The following is a 22,464-nucleotide window of genomic DNA, read 5'->3' as shown; positions in this document are numbered from 1 at the left end:
TGAACCATAACGCATTTTAAAGTAAAGTGGACTGGACCCATTTGTTTATGTTTTTGCATCTTTAGACGAGAGCGCCATGCAGAGAGAGAGTGCTGAACACCTGTTTGACGAGTTGAAACAACGGCTGGCCTGTGCAGGGGATGAGCCGCTCTATCTCATTCTGGCGCAGGGGCTGCAGCAGGCTATCGAGCGCAAACTGCTGCCCCACGGCTGCGTGCTCCCCTCCGAGCGTCAGCTCTCCGACAGCCTCGCCCTATCCCGGGCCACCGTGGTCAAGGGGATCTCCCTGCTGGCGGAGCAGGGGCTGGTGATCAAGCAGCAGGGCAAGGGCACCGTCGTGCACGCTCCGTTTACCTACAACTTGGCCGGTGGCAGCTTTACCGCCCAGCTGAGCCAGCTCGGGGCGCTGAGTGATCGCTGGCTGGCGCGCGAGCTGGTGGCCGCCAGCGCCGAGCAGGCCGCCCTGATGGGGGTGGCTGAGGGCACAGAAATCGCCAAGATCCGCCGGGTACGCTGCGTCAACGATGACCCCACCTCCATCGAGACCACCTATATCCCTCGCCAGTTCCTGCCCCGCCCCGACCTGCTGGAGGGCTCGCTCTACGCCCACTGGCGGGAGGAGGGGATTGAGCCTGTCGCCCAGCAGTACCAGATCCGCCAGCAGGTGCCGAGCCAGACCGAGAGCGCCATGCTGGGATTGCCGGTCGGCATGCCGGTGCTGGCCGTGATGCAGCGCAGCTACACGGCGCTGGGGGAGCTGCTGGAGGTGAGTCAGAGCCTCTGTCGCGGCGATAGCTACAGCTTTACCTTCAACAGCGGCGCCATTCCCGGCTGAACCGTTGGGCCCATAGCAATAAAAAAGGCGCCATAAGGCGCCTTTTGTCGTACTGGTTTTCACGTAGGGCAGTAGTGATGGTAATACGGAGCCATCTGTCATGTTCAATCATGCATTACTATTGATTTTAAATAGTATTTTTTCTCTGCCCCTGTCTGTATCCCCATCACATTCACTGCATGGATGCGGCTGCTTGCTGAATGGCCCATCCCCATTCTTCTCACTGCATGATTCAAGAACAGCGTTTGATAGCGATGTTGCTATTGACTTGTAGCAAGCTCTTACAGTAGTTTTGAGCGGTCGCTCAAATTGAGTGAATGTTGTCTGAAATGTTTTACAGGTTGCAGTGACAATATTGCCTCTAACCAATCGGTTTACTGGCAACTTGGTCATAGTAGAGGAGATGCTAATACCATGGGCGAGTTGATTTCTGCGGTTACCGATAGATGGCAAGTCATAGTAATTGGCGCCGGTGTGGCAGGTCTAGTCGCGGCTAAAAAATTGCGTGATGCCGGATACCACGTATTGGTACTTGAAGCCCGGGATCGTATTGGGGGGCGTTTGCATACCTCTTCGCAGTGGGCGGGGCCTGCTATCGATCTTGGGGCAACATGGATTCATGGTGCCGGGCCACAAAATCCTGTTTCAAGATTTGCTGATGAGCTGGGTATCAAGCACTTTTCCACCGATTCGGAGAGCGCAGATATTTTTTATGGTGGTTCTCATAAACTGAGTTCATCCCAGTATGCACGTCTTACTTTGATTGAAGATGAAATATCTGCTGCAATAATGATTTTGCAGGATGCGGAACGTGATGTCTCATTGCGGGATGGCATTTACTCCCGTCTTTCCTACTCCTCACGCTCTGAAGAAGAACAACGAATTATCGATTTTGTTTTAAGTAGCAGCATAGAGCATGAGTATGGCGGATCCATAGAACAGCTCTCTTCATATTGGTTTGATAGTGATGAAGATTTTTCTGGTGATGAATGGGTTTTGTATAACGGCTATCAGTCCGTTGTCGAGTACCTTGCTCAGGATTTAGATATCCTGCTTGAACAGGAAATTATAAAAGTTGAATATGAGAGTAATGCAGAGGTTATCGTTAAAACAAAAAGCCGGACATATCAAGCTGCGCAAGTAATACTGACTTTACCACTGGGTGTTTTGAAATCAGGTCGTGTGGAATTTCAACCACCATTGCCAAGCAGGAAAGCACAAGCAATTAAAAAACTTGGTGTTGGTACGCTGAATAAATGTTGCCTCCATTTCCCCTACGCATTTTGGGATACTCGCTACGACTGGATTAACAATATCCCCGATACTGGCAATAAAGGACAATGGGTTGAATGGGTCAGCTTGGCCAAACATATCAATCAGCCAGTTTTGATTGGCTTTAATGCTGCCGAGTTTGCGCTTCATGTTGAACAGCTGGACGATCAGGATACAGTGTCCAGTGCGATGGCAGCATTGAGAGCCATGTATGGTGAAAATATTCCAGACCCGGTGAGCTACCTGATTACACGCTGGAGTGCGGATCCTTATGCTATGGGAGCTTATTCATACAACGGATTGGGCACAACTCCCAAGGCTAGGGACGATTTGGCGAAGAGTATTGCACATCGTCTCTTTTTTGCTGGTGAGGCGACCGAGAGACACTTCTTTCAGACGGTACATGGTGCCTATTTATCTGGTGTAAGGGCAGCTGATGAGGTTATCTCCTCCGGTCTAAATCGCACTCCTTAATGAACGTAAAATGGGTGATGGAAAAGATAGAGGTGACACTATGCAGATTAATATAAGAAATGGTTTAAATAAGAAGGTTGCCTTCATAGGTATATGTTGTTTGCTGCCGGTAACTATTCTTTGTGCTCGTGAGTCTGGCGTGCAGCCAGCTCAAGTTGAGTTTCATGATATAGTGATCGTCGGTGGTGGTATATCAGGTCTTACCGCAGGGTACTTTCTGAAAGATAAAGATCTTGTCTTGTTGGAAAAAAATGACACAGTTGGTGGGCGTACCTCTTCAGGACACCATAAACAGTTTACCTATGCCAAAGGTACAGAATATCTGGGGGAGCCCGATGATGTGCTGGCAGGTATGGTGAGCAAGCTCGGTCTTGAAATGAAAGAAATTCCCTCACCAATGGATGCTATTTATGATGGGGAATCTATCAGTTATGGTAGTGATGGTATTGCCAGACATTTGATAAAGCATAGTGATCTGGAAACATATAATAATTTTATCAAACTAATTTCATCAGAATATAAGCATTACGATGAAATACCTGATACGGAATATAATGATCGTACGAAAAAAATGGATTATATGGATGCCAAAAGCTGGTTAACAGCGAATGGAATTCCTGAGGTTTATATAGATAAATACAATGTGACCAGCCGTGGACTTTTTGGGGCTGGTCTGCAGGAGATATCTGCACTGAGTCTGATCCCCGAGGTCGCATTTGATTATGACGATGACGAACATGGTTATGTGCTGGATGATGAACCTGGCAGTGCTGCGGAGCAGTATGCAGAGGCGAAAAAAGAGAGTTCCAACTCTTACACCTTTACCAAGGGTATCTCCGAGCTGACTGATAAGTTGGGGCAGGCGTTGAATGGCAAGCTCAGAGCCGGGAGTACAGTCACCGGTATTAGCAGACAAGGTGAAAATTATGCAGTGGTATACACCCAAAAAGGGGGCAAGCAAGCCACTATCCTGGCCAGGAGAGTTGTCATTGCGACCCCGGCTCCGGTGACTCTGAAGATCGCTGATGCTGTTTTGTCGTCAGAGCGTAAAGAGATCATGAAGGGGATTACTTACGCTCCTTATGTTACGGTCGCACTATTCTCTGATACGCCGATATTTGACAAGGCGTTTGATTTGGCCGTGCCAGACAGTTACTTCTTCACTGATGTTTATGATGCTACCTGGGTTGAACGGTTTTACGACCAGCAGAAAAAAGATCGAGCCAATATCATTTCTGTCTACATCGCTCCCAAGACCAGTCATGATCAGTCAATTTTGACCATGAGCGATCATGAGTTGCTGAAGAATGTCTATCGTGATTTGGATAAAATATTTTCCGCAGCAAGTAAAAAAATTACAGGTTACGATATTGAGCGATTCCCATATGGATATCCAGTGATGTCATTGGGGGCATATGACAGATTGCTCAAACTGAATAACAGTGATGATGACTCGATAGTGTTGGCGGGCGACTATATGATCTACCCGACTTTTGAGGCAGCAGTGCAATCTGGTTACTATGCGGCAGAAAAAATCCTTGAGGCAGATCACGACTGACACAATAATTTAACTGCAGACGGCGATATAAATCTGGAGATGGAGTAATACCTTGCATGGTATTGCTCCTTCTTGCCATGTAACCAACCGGGATCTATATTTCATAAGCGCTGATGATAGTGTCGTGATGTGAATATAATTCCGGTTTCAGGGGGAGTAAATGAAAGATGATAAAATAACCAATCTACGAGCACCAATGGTAACTGCCAACGGTATTATCTTGGGCTTTTTGCTCAATTATATGGCGACATGGGTGCGTGGTGACGTCGAACATGTTGGCTCTGCGTGGCAGGCATATTTGATCGGCATGTGTGTGTTCTCTGGCACAGTGAGCATGATCTTTGTATTGTTCAGAATATTAAGTGTCCGTCAGGATGATGATGCACTGACTTATTATAGACACACTCTCTATCTTTTTATATTTGGTATCAGTATCGCCTTTTTTGGTGTGTTCTTTGATATGTTTATGACGTTTATGGTGGAATGACCATATAAGACGAGTTTCTCTATAAGTTTGAGGTGATACGTTATGGCATTGTTAGCAATGCCATATTGTTGCATGGCTATGCCGTAACCAGTTATATGAATTAAAGGTAGGTGAGATATGTTTTCTCCGGATAAAGTAAATAGTGGTCGGCAACCTGAGCTAGATATAGCCAGAGGCTTAGCCGTGCTATTTATGATTATCATCCATGTACAATTGGTTTTTGCCAATGCAGGGGTATGGGACACACTACTGGCTGATATAAATGATTTTAATGGGGATATTCCTGCAGCCCCTATGTTCATGTTTCTGCTTGGTATCGGCATAAATTATTCCAGGAAGAATCAACCGGCATCAATGGCCTGGCGTGGTCTTGCTCTGCTATGTACAGCCTACCTGCTCAGTTTTGTACGTGGATTCATCCCAAACGTAATTATGGGATTCAATAGCGCAGACATCAGCTATCTCTACAAGGGATTCAATGAGCTGATGTTCGTGGATATCCTGCAATTTTCAGGGTTGGCAATGATCATGTTTGCCGGCTTCAATTTTTTCCAGTTTAACAAGATTGCTATCGGCATCACCGGATTGGTGTTTGCCCTGATAAATATTTTGCTATTGCCAGTGCAAACCCAGACTCTGCCCGTATCTTCTCTGGCTGGACTTTTTTGGGGAAGTAATGAAAGTTCATATTTCCCGTTCCTGACATGGGCATTTTACCCCATCGCCGGATATATTTTTGGCGATTATCTGATCCGCTGCACTGATAAAAGAAAGTTTTATCTGATATCGGGGGCTGTTGCGGCAGTCGTATTTTTCTTCGGTATATACCTTTTCAATTTTTTGTTCTCTATTCCAACAGGTATGAATCTTGAGACTGGTTATTACCATCATATCTTGACGGATAATATCACTTTTACTGGTGGTGTCATATTTGAACTCGCTATATTGAGTTATCTGGTACGTTATGTACCTGGTTTTATCAAGGATATCGCGGGTCGCTGGAGTAAAAATGTTACCCCGATTTACTGCATTCACTGGGTGATCATTTCATGGCTGACTTTGGCTATTCCGGGACAAAGTTTGAGCATGGCGAGCTTTATTGTACTGACGGCAGGGATTGTGGTGGTCAGTGATGTGTTGGCAACGATATATGCAAATTGGAAAGCGGGGGATGGTCAGAGGCATTTCTCATCCACGACCCTAATCCTGGTTGGGGCCCTGCTCGCGACTATGCTGGTGCTCTTTCTTTTTAATAAATGATGTGCGCTGCATTAAACAGAAAAAGGAGGGATACCCCTCCTTTTTTATCTCTGCACGACGGTTGTCGGATCAGTTGAAGAACCAGTACCCGCGGTTGACCAGTCGGGTCAGCAGTTGCAGGAAACCGGCCTGATCGGCCAGCTCCACCATATCGGCCTGAGTGATGATGTCCTTGTCGCACAAGAGCGAAATGGCTGCCGCATCTTCGCTCTGCAGGGTCCAGGCTTCGCCATCGATATAGCACTGCTGGTTTTCGCCGCTGAACCAGACGCTGCGCAGGCCCGGCACCTTGATGGCGGGCTCGCCCTGAGTCAGCAGGTCTGCTATCTCCTCGGCGCTGTAGTCCGGCTCGACCGGATTGACATCCAGATCGTGCTTGGCCTCTGAGATCATGGTGCCGAACCACTCCTTGAACAGGGTCTCGTCATCGAGGGCCTGTTGCATCAGCTCGCGCAGACGGTGCAGCTCGTGGGGCTGGATCTCGCCGTGACGGGCACGGGGTTTGAGGTCGGCATCGCCGTAACGCTCGGTACGCACCTCGTTGTCGATCAGGTGATCGGCAAAGGAGGAGATAAGCGCCTTGGCATCCGGTGCGCGGAAGCCTACCGAGAAGTTCATGGAGGGCTCGATGGCGTAGCCTTCGTGGGGGAATCCGGGCGGAATGTAGAGGATGTCGCCCGGCTCCATGATGACGTCGATGATCGCCTCGAATGGCTCGCAGTGCAGCAATGCGGCGTGGGCGGCAAACTCGTTGAGCGGCTTGGCATCGCCAACCCGCCAGTGACGCTTGCCGATACCCTGGGTGATGAACACGTCGTAGTTGTCGATGTGGGGGCCGACACCCGCGTGAGGGGTGGAGAAGCTCACCATCACATCGTCAAAGCGCCAGCCCGGAATGAACTGGAACGGTACCGCCAGCTCGTTCACCTCGGGGGCCCAGTGGTTGCATGCCTGTACCAGAATGGTCCAGTTCTCTTCGCCCAGATGGTCATAGGATTCGAAGGGGCCGTGGGCCGCATCCCACTTGCCGTCGAAACGGGTGACCAGACGGGACTCTACCACCTCCTCCATGGCCAGACCCGCCAGCTCGTCCGGGCTGATGGGATCCTGAAAGTCCTTGAAGCCGCCCTTGATAAGGAGCGGGCGCTTCTGCCAGTAATGCTCGAGGAAGTGAGCGATATCCAGATTGAGTTCGTACATAGATCTTCTCGTCAAAGGGTTCGACAAAGGTCAGGAGAGGTCTTGCCAGAGGCGGCTGCCGGCCTCGGGCAAGCCCTCTTGCAAACCGTGTATAGGGTGCCACATAAAATAACCGGGGCCCTGTTGCAGATCATGCACAGGGCCCCGGTAGTGTCATTTATCCGCTTATTTCAGCAGATCAACCAGACGCTGGGCGTCACCGATGTAGTTGGCCGGGGTCAGCTTCTTCAGCTCAACCTTGACCGCTTCCGGCAGCTCCAGGGTGTCGATAAAGGTGCGCATCCCTTCGGCATCGACGCGGCGGCCACGGGTCAGCTCCTTGAGCTTCTCGTAGGGCTTCTCGATACCGTAGCGGCGCATCACGGTCTGGATCGGCTCGGCCAGCACTTCCCAGTTGGCATCCAGATCAGCGGCCATGGCGGCGTCGTTGGCTTCCAGCTTGGAGATACCCTTGAGGGTGGACTGATAGGCGATAAGGGAATAGCCGATGGCAACGCCCAGATTGCGCAGCACGGTCGAGTCGGTCAGATCCCGCTGCCAGCGGGAGATGGGCAGCTTGCTCGCCAGATGCTGGAACACGGCGTTGGCCAGACCCAGATTGCCTTCGGAGTTCTCGAAGTCGATGGGGTTGACCTTGTGCGGCATGGTGGAGGAGCCGATTTCGCCAGCGATGGTGCGCTGCTTGAAGTGACCCAGGGAGATGTAACCCCACACATCGCGGTCGAAGTCGATCAGGATGGTGTTGAAGCGGGCCATGGCATCGAACAGCTCGGCGATATAGTCGTGCGGCTCGATCTGGGTGGTGTAGGGGTTCCAGGTCAGACCCAGGGAGGTAACGAACTCCTCGGAGAACTGGTGCCAGTCCACTTCCGGATAGGCGCTGATGTGGGCGTTGTAGTTGCCGACTGCGCCGTTGATTTTGCCGAGGATCTCCACCGCCATGATCTGCTTGTACTGGCGCTCCAGACGGTAGGCGACGTTGGCCATCTCCTTGCCCATGGTGCTCGGGGTCGCCGGCTGGCCGTGGGTGCGGGAGAGCAGCGGCATGTCACGGTACTCGTGAGCCAGACGCTTGATCTCGCTGATCAGCTTCTCGCAATAAGGCTTGATGACCTCTTCGCGGGCGGTTTTCAGCATCAGACCGTGGGAGTTGTTGTTGATGTCTTCCGAGGTGCAGGCGAAGTGGATGAACTCGCTGACAGCCGCTAGCTCCGGGTTAACTTCGACTTTCTCTTTGAGGAAGTACTCCACCGCTTTCACATCATGGTTGGTGGTGCGCTCGATCTGTTTGATGCGGGCGGCGTCGCTCTCGTTGAAGTTGCTGACGATGCCATCGAGCAGGGCGTTGGCGGCCGCGCTCAGGGCAGGGACTTCCGGGATCCCGGCGTGGCTGGCCAGTTTCTGCAACCAGCGAACCTCGACTTCAACGCGAAAACGCAGCAGGCCGAATTCGGAGAAGATAGGGCGCAGGGCATCGGCCTTGTCGCCATAACGACCGTCAATCGGGGAAACAGCAGTCAGCGCGGACAGCTCCATGGGGTGAACTCCTGATGATTGGTGTGGGGGATCCGTATTCACTTGCGCGCCGGTCTGGGTGTATCAAGGCTGATGTGCGGCTGTTCACCTTGTCTCCCTCTCCCTGCGCGCAAGCCAATGATTAGTAACGCTTGGCCAGTTCCACCATCTTCTTGCGAGCGAAGATGATCTGGGTGCGGCTGCCACCGAGCTGGCGCCACAGCACCACGGCGCGGATGCCTGCCAGCAGCAGGGCGCGCACCTTGTGCTGCACCAGCGGCTGCTGCAGGAACAGCGGGGTGCCGGCCACCTGAATGCGTGGCCCGATGGGGCTGATAAGGTCGCTGTAGATGCTCGCCATGTTCGCCAGGATCTGCTCGTCGAGCAGATCGAAATGCTGTTGCTGGCGGCCGATCTGGCTGATCCGCTCACCCAGCATGTTGAGAATGTCCTTGCGCTTGGCCAGCTTGCGCTCCAGCGCAATCAGGCTCACCACATAGCGGGTCAGCTCGGCATTCTTCTGGCTGCCGTCGGCACCCAGCTGCTCGACCAGCGCGCGGTAGCCGTCGCGAATGGCCAGATGGGTGTTGTTGAACACCTCGAGCGGGTGGCTCGGGTTGGTCACCAGAATGCTGGAGAGGCTCTCGCGCAGGGCGGCCTCGTCACAGCTGCCGTCGCGGGCCACCTTCTGGACCAGCGCGGCCGCCTGGCAGATGCCGGCAAAGGCCATGGTTCTGTCTTGGAATTTATCGCTCACGTATGCTGCCTTCTGCTATTGGCTCAAACCGGATGGCTGAAACGCTGTTCGATGATGCCGCCGCCCAGACACACTTCCCCGTCGTAGAAGACGGCGGATTGGCCCGGGGTTACCGCAGCCTGTTTCTCGTCGAAGATGACCCGGATGGTCAGATCGTCGATGGGCTGGATCAGGCAGGGGATATCCTGCTGACGGTAGCGGGTCTTGACGGTGCAGCGACGCGGCTCGCGAATGGGGGTGCGATCCACCCAGTGCAGCTGGCTGGCAATCAAACCATCGGAGTAGAGGCGGGGATGTTCGCCCTGCGCCACCACCAGCACGTTGCGCTCGACCTCTTTGTCGACCACATACCAGGCCTCTTCGGTGGCATCTTTGCGACCGCCGATACCAAGCCCCTTGCGCTGGCCCAGGGTGTGATACATCAGACCCTGATGCTCGCCGATCACCTTGCCATCCACGGTCTCGATTTTACCGGGCTGGGCGGGCAGGAACTTGGCCAGGAAGTCCTTGAACTTGCGCTCGCCGATAAAGCAGATACCGGTGGAGTCTTTCTTCTTGGCGGTGATGAGATCCAGCTGCTCGGCGATGCGGCGCACCTCCGGCTTCTCCAGATCGCCAACCGGGAACAGGCTCTGACCCACTTGCTTTTCGCTCAGGGTGTAGAGGAAGTAGCTCTGATCCTTGTTGGTATCGAGACCGCGCAGCAGGCGCGGGCGGCCGGTGCTGTCGTCACGGCGCACATAGTGGCCGGTGGCGATGTAGGTGGCACCCAGCTCTTCGGCGGCAAATTCGAGGAACGCCTTGAACTTGATCTCCTTGTTGCACAGGATATCCGGGTTCGGCGTGCGGCCAGCCTTGTACTCTTCGAGGAAATGCTCGAACACATTGTCCCAGTACTCGGCCGCGAAGTTGATGGTGTGGAGTTTCATCCCCAGCTTGTCGCAGACGGCCTTGGCATCAGCCAAATCCTGGGCGGCAGAGCAGTACTCGTCCGTGTCGTCTTCTTCCCAGTTCTTCATGAACAAGCCTTCGACCTGATAGCCCTGCTGCTGGAGCAGGTAGGCCGAGACGGAAGAATCCACGCCGCCGGACATGCCGACGATCACCTTGATTTGGCTGTTGTCTGTCATTAGTCGAAGTTACCAGTTCGTTTAAACGGGGCGTATTCTACCAGAGTTTTGCGCCCCCGGTCACATCTCCATGCCACTGTCCCCATCAGGAACCTTGCAGCGGGAAATCGTTTTTCTTGCGGCGATTGCCAGCGGATGCCTGTTCTGTCCCTAGCTCTGGATAAAGGCCTTGAGTGCCGAGAGCGGCAGGCGTGTTCCCGCCAGATAATCCTCGATGCACTGCCACACCAGGGGGCTTCTCAGGGCTGGTTTGCACTCGGCGATCTCCTCCAGGGTGAGCCAGTGGCAGGCGAGGATGTCGCCGTCAGGATCCTCTGGATGGTGCTGACCCGGCGCTTTTTCAAGGTCGAAGATGATGGCGGTGCGCACATAGGTGGCCTCGCTGTCGGCCGGTTTGTAGAGATAGGTGCCAAGCCAAGAGGTGGGCGTGGCGGTCAGCCCCGTCTCCTCTTTCAGCTCGCGGCAGGCGGCGGTGAGCAGATCTTCACCGGCCTCCACATGACCGGCGGGCTGGTTGAAGCGGCGCTGGCCCTTGATCTCCTCTTCCACCACCAGAAAGCGGCCCTGCCACTGCACCAGCGCGGCGACCGTCAATCTGGCCTGCATGCGCTCGTGCGGCGTTTTCTCCTGCGATGCAGGAAGGTTATCGCTCATAAGGACTCCTTGTCTCGTTACCGGTTTGGCCCCGGCCGAAGCGGGGGCTCGATTCAGCGTGTTCGATTGCCTGCGGGCTGCGCGTTATTCCGAGGGTTTGCTGCGGGCCGGTCGGCGCGCGGTGCCACGGCCGCCGCTGCGATTGGCCGGGCGTGGGCTCGTGTCACGGTTGTCGCGCCCCTGGCCCTGACCATGCAGGCTTCGGGTCGGTTGGGCAGCGCGCGGATTGCTGCTGCCTGAGCCCTGACTGCGCGGTTTGTTGGGTGCCTGTGCCCTGCGCGGGGCGGGCGCCAACTCGGGAGCGGGCAGGGCTCGGCTCTCGCCGGGGGCCAGACCATCTAACGTCCAGTCGCCGATGGCGTAGCGAATAAGGCGCAGGGTGGGGTGGCCGATATGGGCGGTCATCCGCCGCACCTGCCGGTTGCGCCCCTCCACTATCTTGATCTCCAGCCAGCAGGTGGGGATCTCCTTGCGCTCGCGAATGGGGGGATTGCGCGGCCACACCGCAGGTTCATCCATGATGCGCGCCCCGGCAGGCAGGGTCATGCCATCGTTGAGCTCCACACCGGCGCGCAGGGCGGCCAGTTTCTCTTCGCTCGGCACGCCTTCCACCTGCACCCAGTAGGTTTTGGGGGTCTTCTCCCCCGGCTGGGTGAGGCGCGCCTGCAATTTGCCATCGTTGGTGAGCAGCAGCAGCCCCTCGCTGTCGCGGTCAAGCCGGCCAGCGGCGTAGATGCCGGGCTCGCTGATGTAATCCTTGAGGGTCTCGCGGCCCGCCTCGTCGGTGAACTGGCAGAGCACCATGTAGGGCTTGTTCAACAGCAGCAGCTTGCGATCCTCGGGGGCCAGCTCCGGCTTGCGCGCCGCAACGTGGCGGGGTTCGGCTGGCCGGGCAGCAGAGCGGGGGGCGCCATCGCGGGCGGGACGGTTTGGCAGCGAGAGTCGGGAGCGGGCAGATTTCATCGGATAGCGGATTGGCAAGTGGGAATGGCAGCGAGTGTACCACAGGGGGCTGACGGCAGGATGAATGGGAGGAGTAGGTAAAGAGATCCCGGGAAAATTGGCGGCTTCCGGCCGAGGGTCAACCGAGCAGGTTTTCAATCACGATGGCTTGTCTGGCAGGGGCCGAGCTTGCTTGCAGCAGGGCGCCGCTTATCACTTCGTCCATCAGGGCGCGGGCCAGCCGGGTGAGGGGAAGCAGGGTGTCGCGCCCGCAGCCGGTTGGCACCGCCAGCAGGATGATGGTCTGCACCGGCCCGAGCTGCGAACCCCACTCAATGGGGGCCGGGCTGCTGAGCAGGCTCAGGGCGGGCTGGCTTATCCCCTCGCAAAGCACATGGGGCATGGCGAGGCCCGGGCAGATGATGGTGGCGGCGATCTGCTCGCGCCGACTGATCGCCTCCTCCAGCGCGGCTCTGTCGCCGACCAGCTCGGCGGGCAGCAGGTCGATGAGATGCTCGAGCGCCTCGCTCTTGGTCAGGGGGGCGGGACTGTGAGCCAGCTGGCGCAGGGCGAAGTGGTAGTCGGGCAGGGCGCTCGCCAGACGCAGCTCGGCCAGCGCAGCGCTGGCGGGGCGCACCAGCGGCTGGCCCAGCTCGCCGCACCAGCAGGTGAAGGCCATATGGGCCAGCTCGGCGTCGTTACCTTCTATCTGCAGCTGGCAGAGATCGCCGGGCTGGGTGGCGAGGGTGAGCAGGGAGAGCTGATTGCTGGCGATAACCGTCTGGCGCCGGGTGAGGTTGGCGCAGCGAATGCAGGATTTGAACATCCCCGCCAGCCGACTCAGCTGCTTGGTGCGGGCAATGCTCATCCCCTGATGGCAGTAGAAGGTGATCTCGCGGCTTAGCATCAGCTGGGCCGGGGCAGTGATCTCAGCACCGCCTGCGCATCGAGCAGCACGGTTTCGAGGCTCACCCGATGGATATGGCAGCCGAGGAAACGCTCCTTCTGCTCGATGTCGATGTCGGAGGCGATCAGCACCAGATCGGCGCTGGCGATGTCGCGGGCGGTGAGGGAGTTCTCCATCCCCATGGCGCCCTGAGTTTCGACCTTGATCTTGAGGCCGAGGGCGGCGGCGGCTTTTTGCAGCGCTTCGGCTGCCATATAGGTGTGGGCGATGCCGGTCGGGCAGGCGGTGACGGCAATGATCTTCATTGGCTCTGAACTGTGCGAAACGGGGGGCCAACAAGATAACGCCGGCGGGGATTTTTTGCCAAAAGCCCCGGCCAAAAGTGGGATCTCGATAGGGCTTTGGGCCGCAAAAATGGCGCAAAAGGGCCACTTGAGTATTTAGTTTGGCTAAACAAAAAGGGCTACCCGTGTGGGTAGCCCTGAACAATCTGCGTCTGTTGTGATGACTATCAGGCGGTCTGGGTCGCCAGTTGGGCGGCTTTCAGCTCGCGCTTGATGCGGCGGATCTTGCGCTCTTCGGCAATCGCCACGCAGGCCATCAGTACCAGACAGGCGGCTGCTGCCATGTCCAACGCGGCGAAGGTGCCGGTCCAGCCGGTCAGGCCGAAGATGGGGGTACCATCGGCAATCATGCCCAGACCCAGCTTGGCGAAGCTGTCACCGATGAGGTAGGCGAAGGTGCCCTTGACGCCATCGGCCACGCTGATGCCCTGCTTGGGTACGAAGCCCACGGCGGCGACGCCGATCAGCAGTTGCGGGCCAAACACCAGGAAGCCCAAAGTGAACAGGGAGCCCAGGAACATGAACTGGGTGGTGGCGTGCTGGTAGAGACCCAGAGTCGCGATGATGAGCGCCAGTGCCACGCAGGCAACCAGACCACGACGGCCGTTGGCCAGATCGGAGAGGTAACCCCACATCAGGGTGCCGACCAGAGCGCCCACTTCAAAGAAGGTAAAGCCCTGAATAGCCACGTCTTTGGAGAAGCCCAGCTCCTGGTGGGCATAGACGGTGGACCACTGGTCGATACCGATACGCACCACGTAGAGGAAGATGTTGGCAAAGCAGAGCAGCCAGATCACCTTGTTCAGCAGCACGTACTTCACGAAGATCTGCCATTTGGTCAGCTTCTGCTCCTCGGTGGCGATATCCTCTTCGCTCGCCACTTCGTCAAACAGCTCTTCCACCTTGCCAAGGCCGTAGGCTTCCGGCGAGTCGCTACCGAAGCGCAGGCCGATAAAGCCGACGATCAGCGCAATGATGGAGGGGAAGATGAACATGCCGAGCACGTGACCATCAAACAGATAGTTGGCACCGAACAGCGCCACACCGGCTGCACCGGCACCGCCCACGTTGTGGGAGAGGTTCCACATGCCCAGATAGGTGCCGCGCTTGTTGCGGGGAGTCCACTTGGTGATGGTGGAGTAGCTGCAAGAGCCGCCACAGCTCTGGAAGAAGCCGCTCAGGGCGTAGAAGAAGATCATGAAGTAGAGGCTGAAACCGGTGCCGCCCATGCTGGCACTGAAGCCCAGCATGCAGAGTGCGGAGAGGATCAGCATCAGTGGCAGGAACTGCTTGGTGTTCTTGCCGTCGGCATAGTAGGAGACGATGGTCTTGCCCACCCCGTAGGTGATGGAGAAGCCAAGGCCGATCATGCCGAGTTCGGTCATGGAGAGACCGTAGGACTGGATCATGTCATTCTGCGCAATGTTGAAGTTCTTGCGGATCAGATACATGGTCAGATAGCCAATAAATACAACCAGATAGGATTGCATAAACGGCTTGAACCAGAGTTTGCGCCGGGCTTCTACCGGCAGGTCGAGGGTGGGGACCCGGACCTGTTCAAGAAATTTCAACATTTTCGTTCATCCTCTGCGAGATAGACGCTATTCCGCCGCGCCCCTTGCGTTGTTGTGCAGTTATGGGAGGTCACGCCACGGAAAGGGGGCAAAAGGGGGGCCGGCTGGCCTGCTTCTGCCCGTGTAAACCCGGGCCCGCTGCCGAAGGACGGGGCATGTTGCCCGTCGTGGTGCGGGTCACGACATCAGGTGGGGTGACTCTAATCAGGGGCGGAAAAAATGGCTTGAGAGCCATCCCTAGGGCAATTAGGAAAATTTCCTAGTTTTTGCGATTTCGCGGGCAAAGCGTGAGTGCAATCACAGAGCTGACCCAAGATTGGCGATATTTCCGCCGGTATCGGGGCGGGGGGAGAGGGAATAGCGCGGCAAACGAGGCGCTGCTTTGGCGTGGCAAGAGAGGGGGCTGAGGCCGACAAGGAAAAAGACAAGGAAAAAGCAGAGGCCACCCCGGGGTGGCCTCATTGCTATGGTTCGCGAGCGTGAACAGCTCGGGGAGGAGGAACTCAGGCCGCCTTGGCCAGGGTTACCTCGTCACTCTTTTTTACCCGCAGCTTTTTCAGGGCAACCGCGACCACACCGGTGACGATGGCACCGCAGATCATGCAGAGCAGGGCCAGCAGCGGCTTGTTGACGGCACCCAGCAGAGCCACGATGGGGCCACCGTGGGCAACGCTGTTGGTGATGCCGAACAGGAAGGCCATCACGGCGGCGGTCATGCTGCCCAGCACGTTGGCCGGAATCACGGCCAGCGGGTCACGGGCGGCGAACGGAATCGCCCCTTCGGAGATACCCACCAGACCCATGGCACCGGCGGCTTTGCCCGCTTCGATCTCGGACTCGTCAAAGATGCCGAGCTTGCGACCAAGCACGGTAGCCAGCGACATGCCAAGGGGAGCGGCCGGGATGGCGCAGGCCATGGCACCCATAAACTGGGTCTGACCGGAGGCGATCATGCCGACGGAGAAGAGGAAGGCCACCTTGTTGACCGGGCCACCCATATCAAAGCCCGCCATACCACCCAGCACAATACCCAGCAGCACCAGACTGCCACCACTCATGGAGAGCAGCATGGCGTTGAGGCCGGTCATCATGTCGGCAATCGGGGCGCCGATGATGAAGATAAAGACCGCAGCGATAAAGAGCGACCCGACGATGGGAGCGATCAGGATCGGCACCAGCGGTTGCACCATCTTGTGGTACTGACGAGTGGCAATCCAGCGCACCAGATAGCCGACCAACAGGCCTGCAATGATGGCACCGATAAAGCCGGTACCGGCGTCAGCGCCGTAGAAGCTGCCGTTGTTGGCGATCCAGCCGCCGATAAAGCCCGGTGCCAGTGCCGGACGATCACCGATGGCGTAGGCGATATAGCCCGCCAGAATGGGGATCATCAGGGTGAAGGCGGCCACGCCGACGTTGAGGATCTGGTTCCACATGCTCCCTTCCGGGATCTGCATGCCGCTCGGGGTCGGGTTGCCGCCGATGGCCAGTGACAGGGCGATCAGCAGACCACCGGTCACCACGAACGGGATCATGTGCGATACGCCGTTCATCAGGTAGCGATAGAGATCCGAGCTGCCGCCGCTGGCGCGCTTCTCGTCCCCCTTCTTCTCATCCTTGTCCGCCACATAGGCAGGGGCTGTCAGGGCCTGCTCAATCAGACCCTTGCCATCCTTGATGGGGGCTTTTACGCCGGTCTTGATGAGGGGCTTGCCAGCAAAGCGGGCCATGTCCACCTGCTTGTCGCAGGCCACCACGATGGCGGTGGCGCGGGCGATCTCGTCTGCGGTCGGGCTGTTCTTGACGCCGATGGAGCCGTTGGTCTCCACCTTCACCTCATAACCCAGCTCCTTGGCGGCGCGCTCCAGCGACTCGGCCGCCAGATAGGTGTGGGCGATACCGGCCGGGCAGCCGGTCACGCCGATGATCAGCCCCTTGTTGGCCGCAGGTGCTGCAGCCGCTTCCTCTTTCTTGGCCAGCAGCAGTGCCAGCGCATCAGCCGGGGTTTTCGCCGCCAGCAGGGCATCGATAAAGCCCTCTTCAATCAGCTTGGCGGAGAGCTCGGCCAGCACCTCGATATGGTGGTTGGCACCGCCATCGGGGGAGGCGATCATAAAGAAAATGTGGGATGGTTTGCCATCTTCGGCACCGTAGTCGATGCCGTTGCGGCTGATGCCGATGGCGACTGCCGGGGTGCTGACCGCCGCGCTCTTGGCGTGGGGCAGGGCAACACCCTCTTCAAAGCCGGTATTGCCCAGCTCTTCGCGGGCCCACAGATCCTTGACGAACTGCTGCTCGTCGCTGACCTTGCCTTGCGCGACCAGCAGGCGGGCCATCTCGGTGAAGACCTCTTCCTTGGCGGTAGCTTTCAAATCGAGATTGATCAGATGTTCATTGATCAAGGTGGTTATCATGGCGCTCTCCCCGCTCCGTTGCCGGAGCCTGTTGGCATGCCGCCTGTGCAGGCCGGCATGCAGACAAAATTGACCCGACTATTATCGCGCCGGGGCAGAGGTCACCCTATCGGACAAATGTGCGAATAACTGGATTTTTGTGCGCCATCACCTTGAGTGTGACCCTGATCGCAAAGCTGAACAGCGGCTGAAACGGGGGCGGATTGAATCGCTCATATTTTTATTGATGATTAAAATCAATTGGTTGTGTTTGTTCGTGGTTCAGCGCTTTGGCCGTGCGGTGAGTTTTTACTCAGTGGATGGGCGCGCTCTTTCTATAAATTTGTGAGGTGAAAAACGGCGGTGGGATGTGAGCCAACGCACAGAAATGCCCCCGCTGGCGGGAAGCGAGAGGGGGCGCAGGGGAGGCGCGAGCAGCACAAGCTGGAGAAATGGGTTGCGCCATCGGTGTCAGACAGCTCACCACAATGGGCAAGAAAAACCACAGTCATAGACGCACCATAGGGTGCAACGAACGAAGTGAATTGCACCGTTTGTTTGGGCAGGGAGGGTGGTGGCAAAGATAGAGGTGCAATGCGCTGCGCTTATTGCACCTTACTGGATTGATATTGATTACGCGAGAATCTGAATGCCTGTAAAAATTCAAGTTTGCAGGTTAACTTTTGGCTATTGCTTCTGGAAGATAAATCCAGCGGATAAGAGGACCTTTTCTCGATGCAAAGCGAATTTTAATCCAATCATCTTTTTGCCCGAGAATTTCTACCTTGTCATTATGAATAAGATAGGCTTTGGTCTTTGATGTTTTTTCAGGTGATGAGTAGAGAAACACTTTCTCGGATGTGACTGGCCAGAGAATTTTCTTGCCATCAAAGTCAATCGCCACGGTGTCCAGTTTATCACCCTTATTATTAAATGTGTGCTCGTAAAGAGGGAAGGTCTCAATCTCGGAGTTCTGGATCTGATACTCTGTTGTTTTATATAGCCAGAGTTCACCCTGAGGATTATATTCGTAAGTGTCGTAATACCATACAGGGCCGGAGCGGCAAGAGCTAACCAAAGAAAGATCGTCTAATCGAACTGCAAGGTTATAGAGATCCCCGCAGGCAGAGGCGGGCATTTTATAGTCCGCAAATTTTAACTTTTTAAATGCTGCATTTATATGGTTATACAAGAATACATAAAAGACGGTATTTACCATGCCGAGAGAGCTAGAGATTGCGATATCTTTGTAACCGTCAAAGTTGAAATCTTTTATGATAATGTCAGATTGAAGCTCATCATCAACACATATCAGTGTTTCTTTCTCTTTTCCGGTAGCCAATAAATAATAACAGTCATTTTCTTTTTGTATTTCAACTTTGACTCCGTCAATCATATAAGATGAGTTTGTCTTTGCTGAGACGGATAAACACAGCAATAAAGCTGTAATGATGACAAGATATTTCATAGTGATTTATTCTTCTGCGTGAGTTTTTGAAAAGTGTTGCTTTCGTATTTTATTTACTGTCTTGGACAGTTTTTATAAGTGTGAGCTGATTTTTATTAACAATGTAATAGTTTGTGTAATAAATAAAAGACTTTCCGTCTTGACTGTTTTCAACTTTAACCGTTGTGAGAAGGCTGCTATCAATTTTGGGTGATTCTATCCATTCTCCCACACGGATATCAGATTCATCATTTACATCATATGAGCTATAAGCATTAAATACCATATCAAGTACCTTGCCCGTGCGTTTGTTGACAAGAACTTGATCATAACAGCCTGATGAACCACATCCCCAGCCTGTCAGTACATATTCACCTGCATATACTGGCTTTTGTGACAAGGCAGCGGTAAGTCGGGTTCGGAATGTTCTGGCTAATTCAGAGTCTAGTGAAAGTTTGGCTGGCTTACCTCTATATACAGGTGGTGCCGGGTAGTCTTCTGTCCGAGGTGGAACTTGAGATCCGGTTTCATTAGCAAATGAGATTTGGCTGGATAACACGAGGAAAAATAATAAATAAATTGCGCGTGCTTTCATAATTTTTTGTCTTGGTGTTCAACTCTTTATTTATACTAAGTTTTTAAAAGTCATTTAACTCTTAAACTTCTCAGCTCTTTATGTGGATTGTGTGGTAAGCAGTTAACATATGCCTTAGCCGTATGATTATTGCCCATATCATCAACAATAGTGCAAGTCAGGTTACAAGGCTTACCAAGATCACGACGCCAGAAATGGTAGTGGTGTTGGTATTCTGCTTCAAATTCAGATGTTATTGTGACAGAAACTATCCAGTAGATAGGTATTTTCTTATTACTTACTAATTTAGTAAGCAATTCTGAATATGATAGAGACATGAGCTTCAATTCATTTATATCTGGAGTTACGACTTTGGTAATCAACTCTATAGAAACGATTTTTGACTCTTCAGATTCAAGAGCTTTGTACAGTTTTCCTAATCCCCAGTATCCATCTATATCATTGTTTCTACTCGCAAAAGAATTGATGATGCCTGATGCTACACATATTAACTCTGTTCTACGCCCCATATTTATCCTCTACAGGAACTAGCCACCTTAGTTGTGACCAGCGTTCAAACTCCAATGGCTAGTTACTAGTTGGTTAAGATAGAAATTTACCTCTGTGCGAGTCGTGAAACGGTGCTTGTCGTTTGGGAATCGTTCAAACAGCTCGCGATGGAATTGGCGGGAGCTTTTACCGGCTCGCTGCCCATATTCAGATGCCCACACCAGCAGTTGTTGAAAGCTCTCTTCGGCTGCTACGGCATCCCGTTGTCTGGCACTTTGTGATCCGCGCGATAGCAGTGAATCACGGCAGACCGACCAGTCGAGATCCAGAAAAAGCAGGGTATCGGCGGCATCAAGCAGTTGCTCGGCCAGGGCACCAAATACCCCTTCAACCACCCATGAGGGCTCTTGAGCAAGTGTTTGAATGGCATGATCAATCTCATGCTGGGGCCGTTTTTGGTTAAAGCCGCCCGGTTGCCAGACGATGGTGTCCAGATTGACCGCGCGGATAGTTAACTGCTCAGCCAATCGAGCCGCCAACCAGCTCTTGCCCGATCCCGAGTTGCCAATAATCAGAATACGTTTCATCTATGAGTGCTCTTTTCTGGAACATCTCGTATGTTGGGCCAAACATCGTAGGTTGGAGCTGAACGAAGTGAAGCCCAACGTTTACCGCGACAATATCTTAATTGCTTACATCGACTTCAATCGCCCTTGGAAATGGCGGTAAACATCATCGTTATTAAAGCCATCCACATTCTGGCTGGAGAAAATAAGCGGGGTGACGCCTTGTGCCAGCGCCAGTTTCTGCGCTTCGACTACCAGCGTATTGATCAGAACCATGCCGGAGATGGAGGAGAAGGCGCCGGTGACCCGATCATTGACTTCGCACAGGCCATCGCCCGGCGGCACGCAGTTATCCAGTACCAGATCGGCCAGCTCCATCAGTTTTTGGCCAGAAGGGTGACGACTCGGGTTTTGCGCCGATTGCGCCACTGAGGTAATAGCGATCACCTTGTGGCCGCGTGCTCTGGCAAGCTGGGCCCACTCGATGGGCAGGGCGTTGCGACCCGAATTGGAGATGACCACCATCAGGTCCCCCGGCGCAATCGGCTGCTCCTCCCACAGGATGGCGGCAAGCCCCGGCAGCTTCTCCAGTGCCGAGCTGCGCAGGGCACCATCGGCGGTGGTGACGGTGGAGTCGAGCACAGCGTTGATATTGCCAAGGCCACCGGCACGGATAAACCCCTCCAGCCCGACCATATGGGAGTGCCCGGTGCCCAGCATATGGATCATCTTGTTGTGGACGATGGCCTCGCTAAACCAGTGGGCCGCCTGCCGGATCCCGGCTTCGTTCTGGCTGACCATGGTAGCGATGCGCGCTTGCAGTTTTTCGACGTACTCAAACATAACGGCGGGATCCTTTTCTGTTGCCGGAGAGGGGCACCTCATTCTGTGAACGGGTTCTATTGGGTGACTCTTAAGATCCGCTGAGATTTATCAACCTGCTTGTTTAATTCTTTGAGCTTGTTGAGAGAGATTTGGTATTGACCATTTGAGGGCAGGGGTTTCCCATCAAACTGCCGCCATACCAAGTTTCCCGGGCCATTAAAAATCTCTTCGAATGTGCCGTTGGGAAGAATTTTGATGGCGATGGTGTGTGCTGGCTGGCTGCGGAAGGCGACTGATTTTGCCTGCGTGGCTTTGATTTCAACTTGCAGCCCGGATGGAGATAAAGCGTCATATCCCTTGTTTGATGCATTCATCAATTCTAACCCGTAAGCATCTGCAACCAGACATTCGCCAATACTGCCGACCATATGGCCATCGGGCGTAAAGTGTCGTCCCGGAAACATTTCTTCAAGCTCCTCTACTGTCGAGTAGAGCTGTTGTACCAATCTCTGGAATCGTTTGTGATCGATCATGTTTTTTACCGCTTTGATTGTTCAGTGTTGTCGGTCGGATTGTCGAAGCGTAATTGGACTGTCACGAGGAAATAATCGCTACATCCCATTTCTTGCTGGCACGCTACCGCCCCTGGACGACAGCCTCCACTCTGCTGCTGTTAACCGGCGATGTGGCGGGAGGGGATGGCACTATGGTGGCCAGAGCGATCTCGGCAACGTCCCTCCTAATCCCGGTTGCCAAGTGAGCCATGGTAATCAAGGTGGGGGCGATGCAAAACCGGCAGCAGGTAAAAACCAGCCAAGGATCAACAAACTACTTGCTTGATGGCGGGAGTTTATTCGGTTGGTTGTGTGACGGATGACAGACTGAAGCCATCAATACTCCAGAAACTTCTCCCCGCACCGCTCACAAATAAGATGTTTTACATGGGTGGTCTGGTAGGCCAGTGTTTCACCAAACGCCCAGTTGGTGATGCTGCTGGAAGTAAAGGCTTGCCAGAAGGCTTTGCGCGGATCCTTGGGCATGATGTCCTGGCTGTGATCGCGGGCGACCAGCACCACGATATGGCGGGTGCGCTCCCTGCATTTGTCACAGCGATGGATTTCACTCGGCGGGTTCTGGTCGTGCGGGTGGCTCATAAAGAGGCTCGTGAAGAGAGTGGACGCCCATCATATTCCTCTTCACTTGGCACTCAATCTCTCCTTGCCGGCGCAGTGAGCGGCCT

22 protein-coding genes are annotated in these 22,464 nt (G+C 54.5%); 5 read left to right on the top strand and 17 right to left on the bottom strand.

The features are described 5' to 3' along the window. The first annotated feature begins 76 nt into the window (after window positions 1-76). The 5 genes from AAHA41_RS04575 (at window position 77) to AAHA41_RS04555 (ending at window position 5,886) form a co-directional block, all read left to right on the top strand. Window positions 77-835: a GntR family transcriptional regulator gene (locus tag AAHA41_RS04575; RefSeq protein WP_279007580.1), complete on the top strand. Its 759-nt coding sequence runs from the start codon at window positions 77-79 to the stop codon at window positions 833-835. Window positions 836-1,249: 414 nt separating this feature from the next. Continuing rightward, on the top strand, window positions 1,250-2,581 hold the full coding sequence (locus tag AAHA41_RS04570) for an FAD-dependent oxidoreductase (protein WP_323070030.1): 1,332 nt from the start codon (window positions 1,250-1,252) through the stop codon (window positions 2,579-2,581). Between the two features lie 10 nt (window positions 2,582-2,591). Continuing rightward, on the top strand, window positions 2,592-4,139 hold the full coding sequence (locus AAHA41_RS04565; RefSeq protein ID WP_323092152.1) for an FAD-dependent oxidoreductase: 1,548 nt from the start codon (window positions 2,592-2,594) through the stop codon (window positions 4,137-4,139). A 160-nt stretch (window positions 4,140-4,299) separates the two neighbouring features. Beyond that, complete coding sequence (locus tag AAHA41_RS04560) at window positions 4,300-4,626, top strand: hypothetical protein (RefSeq protein ID WP_104014220.1); 327 nt, start codon at window positions 4,300-4,302, stop codon at window positions 4,624-4,626. A gap of 117 nt (window positions 4,627-4,743) precedes the next feature. Then, window positions 4,744-5,886, top strand: a complete 1,143-nt coding sequence (locus AAHA41_RS04555) for a heparan-alpha-glucosaminide N-acetyltransferase domain-containing protein (protein ID WP_323071260.1) — start codon at window positions 4,744-4,746, stop codon at window positions 5,884-5,886. A gap of 69 nt (window positions 5,887-5,955) precedes the next feature. Here the strand turns inward: AAHA41_RS04555 and AAHA41_RS04550 are convergent, their stop codons facing one another. From AAHA41_RS04550 to AAHA41_RS04470, 17 genes are all read right to left on the bottom strand, one after another. After that, entirely contained in the window at window positions 5,956-7,086 is a 1,131-nt protein-coding gene (locus AAHA41_RS04550) for a cupin domain-containing protein (RefSeq protein WP_323071258.1), read from the bottom strand. A 165-nt stretch (window positions 7,087-7,251) separates the two neighbouring features. Continuing rightward, the gene (purB, locus tag AAHA41_RS04545) at window positions 7,252-8,622 is read right to left on the bottom strand and encodes an adenylosuccinate lyase (RefSeq protein ID WP_323071257.1); all 1,371 of its coding nucleotides are present in this window, start codon (window positions 8,620-8,622) and stop codon (window positions 7,252-7,254) included. Between the two features lie 121 nt (window positions 8,623-8,743). Then, window positions 8,744-9,358 (bottom strand): high frequency lysogenization protein HflD, encoded by a 615-nt coding sequence (gene hflD / locus AAHA41_RS04540; protein ID WP_041208876.1) that lies wholly within the window; start codon window positions 9,356-9,358, stop codon window positions 8,744-8,746. A gap of 23 nt (window positions 9,359-9,381) precedes the next feature. Then, window positions 9,382-10,488 carry a tRNA 2-thiouridine(34) synthase MnmA gene (gene mnmA / locus AAHA41_RS04535; RefSeq protein WP_127006697.1) on the bottom strand — a complete coding sequence of 369 codons (1,107 nt, stop codon included), beginning with the start codon at window positions 10,486-10,488 and terminating at the stop codon, window positions 9,382-9,384. A gap of 150 nt (window positions 10,489-10,638) precedes the next feature. Next, window positions 10,639-11,142: an NUDIX hydrolase gene (locus AAHA41_RS04530; RefSeq protein WP_203975459.1), complete on the bottom strand. Its 504-nt coding sequence runs from the start codon at window positions 11,140-11,142 to the stop codon at window positions 10,639-10,641. Window positions 11,143-11,226: 84 nt separating this feature from the next. After that, window positions 11,227-12,105 (bottom strand): 23S rRNA pseudouridine(2457) synthase RluE, encoded by an 879-nt coding sequence (gene rluE / locus AAHA41_RS04525; RefSeq protein WP_323071250.1) that lies wholly within the window; start codon window positions 12,103-12,105, stop codon window positions 11,227-11,229. Between the two features lie 118 nt (window positions 12,106-12,223). Next, on the bottom strand, window positions 12,224-12,991 hold the full coding sequence (locus AAHA41_RS04520; protein WP_323071248.1) for a PTS sugar transporter subunit IIA: 768 nt from the start codon (window positions 12,989-12,991) through the stop codon (window positions 12,224-12,226). After that, complete coding sequence (locus AAHA41_RS04515) at window positions 12,991-13,296, bottom strand: fructose PTS transporter subunit IIB (protein WP_033114409.1); 306 nt, start codon at window positions 13,294-13,296, stop codon at window positions 12,991-12,993. Before AAHA41_RS04515 ends, AAHA41_RS04520 begins: the two co-directional genes overlap by 1 nt. Window positions 13,297-13,502: 206 nt before the next feature. Beyond that, window positions 13,503-14,909 (bottom strand): hexose-6-phosphate:phosphate antiporter, encoded by a 1,407-nt coding sequence (gene uhpT / locus AAHA41_RS04510; RefSeq protein WP_323071244.1) that lies wholly within the window; start codon window positions 14,907-14,909, stop codon window positions 13,503-13,505. Window positions 14,910-15,412: 503 nt separating this feature from the next. Beyond that, a complete protein-coding gene (locus AAHA41_RS04505) occupies window positions 15,413-17,323 on the bottom strand; it encodes a fructose-specific PTS transporter subunit EIIC (protein ID WP_323071241.1) in 1,911 nt (636 codons plus the stop codon). 655 nt (window positions 17,324-17,978) lie between these two features. Then, entirely contained in the window at window positions 17,979-18,770 is a 792-nt protein-coding gene (locus tag AAHA41_RS04500) for a hypothetical protein (RefSeq protein WP_323071237.1), read from the bottom strand. 49 nt (window positions 18,771-18,819) lie between these two features. Continuing rightward, complete coding sequence (locus tag AAHA41_RS04495) at window positions 18,820-19,344, bottom strand: hypothetical protein (RefSeq protein WP_342697308.1); 525 nt, start codon at window positions 19,342-19,344, stop codon at window positions 18,820-18,822. Window positions 19,345-19,394: 50 nt separating this feature from the next. After that, a complete protein-coding gene (locus AAHA41_RS04490) occupies window positions 19,395-19,853 on the bottom strand; it encodes a hypothetical protein (protein WP_279007599.1) in 459 nt (152 codons plus the stop codon). 27 nt (window positions 19,854-19,880) lie between these two features. Next, the gene (locus tag AAHA41_RS04485; protein WP_279007600.1) at window positions 19,881-20,420 is read right to left on the bottom strand and encodes an AAA family ATPase; all 540 of its coding nucleotides are present in this window, start codon (window positions 20,418-20,420) and stop codon (window positions 19,881-19,883) included. Between the two features lie 105 nt (window positions 20,421-20,525). After that, window positions 20,526-21,242, bottom strand: a complete 717-nt coding sequence (locus AAHA41_RS04480) for an SIS domain-containing protein (RefSeq protein WP_041208869.1) — start codon at window positions 21,240-21,242, stop codon at window positions 20,526-20,528. Between the two features lie 56 nt (window positions 21,243-21,298). Then, window positions 21,299-21,757, bottom strand: coding sequence for a hypothetical protein (locus AAHA41_RS04475; RefSeq protein ID WP_323070541.1), 459 nt, complete (start codon window positions 21,755-21,757; stop codon window positions 21,299-21,301). Between the two features lie 357 nt (window positions 21,758-22,114). After that, window positions 22,115-22,378 carry a hypothetical protein gene (locus AAHA41_RS04470; protein ID WP_043850394.1) on the bottom strand — a complete coding sequence of 88 codons (264 nt, stop codon included), beginning with the start codon at window positions 22,376-22,378 and terminating at the stop codon, window positions 22,115-22,117. Between the last annotated feature and the right edge of the window lie 86 nt (window positions 22,379-22,464).

This window comes from Aeromonas sp. SER, assembly GCF_038739615.1.
Lineage (GTDB): Bacteria > Pseudomonadota > Gammaproteobacteria > Enterobacterales > Aeromonadaceae > Aeromonas > Aeromonas jandaei.
Note: the sequence above shows the minus strand (reverse complement) of the source record. Positions and strands in the feature narration are given on the sequence as shown.

What these genes read in the sequence shown, in the direction of transcription:
- AAHA41_RS04575 (WP_279007580.1), top strand. Translation starts at nt 77, where the DNA reads ATGCAGAGAGAGAGTGCTGAACACCTGTTTGACGAGTTGAAACAACGG.
- AAHA41_RS04570 (WP_323070030.1), top strand. Translation starts at nt 1,250, where the DNA reads ATGGGCGAGTTGATTTCTGCGGTTACCGATAGATGGCAAGTCATAGTA.
- AAHA41_RS04565 (WP_323092152.1), top strand. Translation starts at nt 2,592, where the DNA reads ATGGGTGATGGAAAAGATAGAGGTGACACTATGCAGATTAATATAAGA.
- AAHA41_RS04560 (WP_104014220.1), top strand. Translation starts at nt 4,300, where the DNA reads ATGAAAGATGATAAAATAACCAATCTACGAGCACCAATGGTAACTGCC.
- AAHA41_RS04555 (WP_323071260.1), top strand. Translation starts at nt 4,744, where the DNA reads ATGTTTTCTCCGGATAAAGTAAATAGTGGTCGGCAACCTGAGCTAGAT.
- AAHA41_RS04550 (WP_323071258.1), bottom strand. Translation starts at nt 7,086, where the DNA reads ATGTACGAACTCAATCTGGATATCGCTCACTTCCTCGAGCATTACTGG.
- purB (WP_323071257.1), bottom strand. Translation starts at nt 8,622, where the DNA reads ATGGAGCTGTCCGCGCTGACTGCTGTTTCCCCGATTGACGGTCGTTAT.
- mnmA (WP_127006697.1), bottom strand. Translation starts at nt 10,488, where the DNA reads ATGACAGACAACAGCCAAATCAAGGTGATCGTCGGCATGTCCGGCGGC.
- AAHA41_RS04530 (WP_203975459.1), bottom strand. Translation starts at nt 11,142, where the DNA reads ATGAGCGATAACCTTCCTGCATCGCAGGAGAAAACGCCGCACGAGCGC.
- rluE (WP_323071250.1), bottom strand. Translation starts at nt 12,105, where the DNA reads ATGAAATCTGCCCGCTCCCGACTCTCGCTGCCAAACCGTCCCGCCCGC.
- AAHA41_RS04520 (WP_323071248.1), bottom strand. Translation starts at nt 12,991, where the DNA reads ATGCTAAGCCGCGAGATCACCTTCTACTGCCATCAGGGGATGAGCATT.
- AAHA41_RS04515 (WP_033114409.1), bottom strand. Translation starts at nt 13,296, where the DNA reads ATGAAGATCATTGCCGTCACCGCCTGCCCGACCGGCATCGCCCACACC.
- uhpT (WP_323071244.1), bottom strand. Translation starts at nt 14,909, where the DNA reads ATGTTGAAATTTCTTGAACAGGTCCGGGTCCCCACCCTCGACCTGCCG.
- AAHA41_RS04505 (WP_323071241.1), bottom strand. Translation starts at nt 17,323, where the DNA reads ATGATAACCACCTTGATCAATGAACATCTGATCAATCTCGATTTGAAA.
- AAHA41_RS04500 (WP_323071237.1), bottom strand. Translation starts at nt 18,770, where the DNA reads ATGAAATATCTTGTCATCATTACAGCTTTATTGCTGTGTTTATCCGTC.
- AAHA41_RS04495 (WP_342697308.1), bottom strand. Translation starts at nt 19,344, where the DNA reads ATGAAAGCACGCGCAATTTATTTATTATTTTTCCTCGTGTTATCCAGC.
- AAHA41_RS04490 (WP_279007599.1), bottom strand. Translation starts at nt 19,853, where the DNA reads ATGGGGCGTAGAACAGAGTTAATATGTGTAGCATCAGGCATCATCAAT.
- AAHA41_RS04485 (WP_279007600.1), bottom strand. Translation starts at nt 20,420, where the DNA reads ATGAAACGTATTCTGATTATTGGCAACTCGGGATCGGGCAAGAGCTGG.
- AAHA41_RS04480 (WP_041208869.1), bottom strand. Translation starts at nt 21,242, where the DNA reads ATGTTTGAGTACGTCGAAAAACTGCAAGCGCGCATCGCTACCATGGTC.
- AAHA41_RS04475 (WP_323070541.1), bottom strand. Translation starts at nt 21,757, where the DNA reads ATGATCGATCACAAACGATTCCAGAGATTGGTACAACAGCTCTACTCG.
- AAHA41_RS04470 (WP_043850394.1), bottom strand. Translation starts at nt 22,378, where the DNA reads ATGAGCCACCCGCACGACCAGAACCCGCCGAGTGAAATCCATCGCTGT.